This is a genomic window from Kitasatospora sp. NPDC007106, assembly GCF_040634455.1.
Classification (GTDB): domain Bacteria; phylum Actinomycetota; class Actinomycetes; order Streptomycetales; family Streptomycetaceae; genus Kitasatospora; species Kitasatospora arboriphila.
The window spans coordinates 1-3,418 of record NZ_JBEYFP010000641.1 but is presented as its reverse complement, the minus strand read 5'-3'; the positions used below and the strand labels follow the sequence as shown (position 1 = coordinate 3,418).

General features: G+C 72.9%; 3 protein-coding genes. All 3 read left to right on the top strand.

The window, feature by feature from the left end; all coding sequences use genetic code 11:
* Positions 1-1,465, top strand: a 1,465-nt coding sequence (locus ABZ641_RS29950; protein ID WP_359986789.1) for an FAD-dependent monooxygenase, incomplete at its 5' end; no start/stop codon positions are given.
* Positions 1,466-1,614: 149 nt separating this feature from the next.
* Positions 1,615-2,772 carry a VOC family protein gene (locus ABZ641_RS29945; RefSeq protein WP_359986787.1) on the top strand — a complete coding sequence of 386 codons (1,158 nt, stop codon included), beginning with the start codon at positions 1,615-1,617 and terminating at the stop codon, positions 2,770-2,772.
* The coding region (locus ABZ641_RS29940) for an FAD-dependent monooxygenase (RefSeq protein WP_359986784.1) at positions 2,769-3,418 on the top strand (650 nt) is incomplete at its 3' end. The genes ABZ641_RS29945 and ABZ641_RS29940, both read left to right, overlap by 4 nt.

Sequence of the window (3,418 nt, the reverse complement as noted above, 5' to 3'; positions counted from 1 at the left end):
CTGGGGCGCGGGCGGGAACTCTCCGGAGTGGCTCGCGGCCAGCCCCGAGCGGCAGGCCAACCTGCCCCAGATCCGCCTGGAGCCGGTCCTGCGCGCCCGCGCCGAGGAACTCTCGCCCGGCAGGGTCCGCTTCCATCACGAGCTGACCGGACTCGCCCAGGACGGCGAGGGCGTCACCGCCATCATCACCGACCGCGACAGTGGCGAGACCTACCGGGTGCGGGCCCGGTACCTAATGGGCTGCGACGGCGGCCGTACCGTCGGGCCCGCCCTGGGCATCGTGCAGGAGGGCGTGCGCGACCTCGCCCGCGTGGTCTCCTTCCACATCTCCGCCGACCTGTCCCGCTGGGCGCGCGACCCGGAGGTGCTGATCCGCTGGCTGTGGCTGCCCCGCCTCGGCATCCCCGGCGTTCTGGTGCCCATGGGACCCCACCACTGGGGGCCCGAGTCCGAGGAGTGGGTCTTCCACCTCAACTACGGGTCCGATGACGCCCGCGCGCTGGACGACGAGTCCGTACTCGCCGACCTGCGCACGGGGCTGGGCTTGAGCGGGGAGGACCTGACGGTTCACATGGTCTCCCGCTGGACTCTGGAAGGCGTGGTCGCCGACCGCTACCGCGTCGGTCGCGTCCTGATCGCCGGCGACGCCGCCCACCGCCACCCGCCCACGGGCGGCCTCGGTCTGACCTCCGCCATGCACGACGTCCAGAACCTCACCTGGAAGCTCACCGCCGTCCTGAACGGCCACGCCGGCGACGCCCTGCTCGACACCTACGAGGCCGAACGGCGCCCGGCGGACGCCACCAACATCCAGCGCTCACTGGAAAACGCCATGAACCACATCACCATCAACGCCCTCTTCGGCGGCGGGCCCGAGGCCGGCGAAGAGGAGAACTGGCGGCAGGCCCGCCGCCTGTGGAGCGCCGACCCCGCCGACGCCGACTTCCGCCGCACCTTCCTCACCGCCGTGGCCGCCCAGTCCATGGAGTTCAACGAACTGGGCGTCGAGTTCGGCTACACGTACGACTCCGCGGCCGTCGTCCCCGACGGCACTCCCGCACCCGAGAACCCCGACCCCGTCCGCATCTACCAGCCCGCCGCCCGCCCAGGACACCCGCTGCCCCACGCCTGGCTGGAGGACGTCGACGGCCGTTGCACGGCCCTGGCCCGCTTGGTGCGCCCCGGCCGCCTGCTGCTGATCGCCGGAGAGGACGGTCAGGCCTGGTGCGAGGCCGCCGAGAAGATCGCCGCCGAGAGCGGGCTGCCGCTGGACGCGATCCGGGTCGGCCATGTGGAGGGCGACTACCGCGACGTGCGCTCCACCTGGACCGCCGCCCGAGGTCACACACCGCAAGGCGCCGTCCTCGTGCGCCCGGACCGCTTCATCGGCTGGCGCGCCCACGGCGCGGCCACCGACCCGGTCGGCGAACTCACCACCGCGCTGGACTCCCTCCTCGCCCGGTAGGAACCGCCCACCTGCCGTGCCACCCGGCCCGCCGATCACCGCCGCAGTCGGCGGGCCGGGCCCGACCCTCACCCCGCCTCACCTCCAGGGCACCGCGGCACCCGTCCCGTCCCCGCCACAGGCCGTGGAGACCACAGGAAGGAATCCCCGTGAACGACCCGACACCCACCCCCACCCCGGTCCCCACCGCCGACGCCCACCAAGGACTGCACAGCGAACGGGGCGCCCGGCGCGGAGAGCACCCCGGCCGCGCCGCCCAGCCCGTCATCAAGGTGGTCGACCTGGCCTGGCTGGAGTTCACCAAGCCCGACCTGGACAGGGCCGAAACCTTCGCCCACGACTTCGGGTTCACCACCGCCGCCCGTACCGATGACACCCTCTATCTGCGCGGCGCCATGGCCGGCCCTCACTGCCTGGTGATCCGCCGCGGCCCCGCCTCCCGGTTCATCGGCCCCGCGTTCCAGGCCGCCGACGCCGCCGACCTCGACCGGCTGGCCCGCGCCACCGGCAACAAAGTCCGGGCCCTCACCGAGTACGGCCAAGGCCGCGCCGTGGACCTGCTCGACCCCTCCGGCATCCCGGTCCGCGTCGTACACGGCGTCACCGAGCAGCCCGCGCGACCACTGCAGCAGCCCCTGGTCCTCAACACCGGCACCACCGCCTCAGCCGCCCGCATCAACGCCACCCAGCGCCCGCCCCGCACACCCTCCCAGGTGCAGCGCCTGGGCCACGTGGTGCTCTCCACCCGGGTCTTCCGGCGCGCCCTGGACTGGTACCTGCAGCACCTCGGCCTGATCGTCAGCGACTTCCTCTACCTGGACGGCCAGCGCGACCGCGGCCCCAGCATGGCCTTCATCCGCTGCGACCGCGGCAGCGAACCCGCCGACCACCACACCCTGGCCATGCACCTGGGCCCCGACACGGGCTACGTCCACTCCGCCTACCAGGTCGCCGACCTCGACGCGCTGGCCGTCGGCGGCGCTTACCTGCGCGAGCGCGGCTACCACCACTCCTGGGGCATCGGCCGGCACATCCAGGGCAGCCAGATCTTCGACTACTGGCGCGACCCCGACCGCTTCATGCTCGAGCACTACGCCGACGGAGACGTCTTCGACAACACACTCGAACCCGGCTGGGCCGCGATGTCCGCCTCCGGCCTGGCCCAGTGGGGACCACCCGCCACTCGCGACTTCCTCGGTACCACCCCGTCGCCCGGGGCGCTCCTTCAGGCGATTTCCGCGCTGCGCGAGGACAACGAGATCGACCACGCCCGTCTGCTGGGCCTGCTGAAAGCCCTGAGCAAGTGACCGCCACCATCCCTGAGCATGTGCCCGTCGTGGTGATCGGCGCCGGACCCACCGGGCTGACCGCCGCCACCCTCCTCGCCCGCCACGGCGTGCCCGCCCTGGTCCTGGAACGCCACCGCGCCCCGTATCCGCTGCCGCGCGCCGTCCACCTGGACGACGAGGTGTACCGCATCCTGCAGGCCATGGGTATTCATGACGCGTTCGGCGCGATCTCCCGTCCTACCCGCGGCATGCGGCTGCTGGACGGCTCCCACCGGGTGCTGGCCGAGTTCCGCCGCGACAACCCGTGCGGCCGGTACGGCTTTCCCGAAGCCAACATGTTCGACCAGCCCGAACTCGAGCAACTGCTGCGGGACAACCTCCGGCATCACCCGCCGGTCACGCTGCGCGGAGGCATCGAGGTCACCGCCGTGACCCCGCCCCCGCACGGCGGCGCTCCGGTGCCGGTGATCTACCGGGACGAGGACACCGGCGTCTCCCACACGGTCCGGGCCGACGCCGTCCTGGGATGCGACGGCGCGGGCAGCCTGGTCCGCGCCTCCATCGGCTCCCGGATGCAGGACCTCGCCAACCCCCAGCAGTGGCTGGTCGTCGACATCCGCTGCCGCCTGCCGCTGCCCGCCTGGGACGGCGTCCACCAGATCTG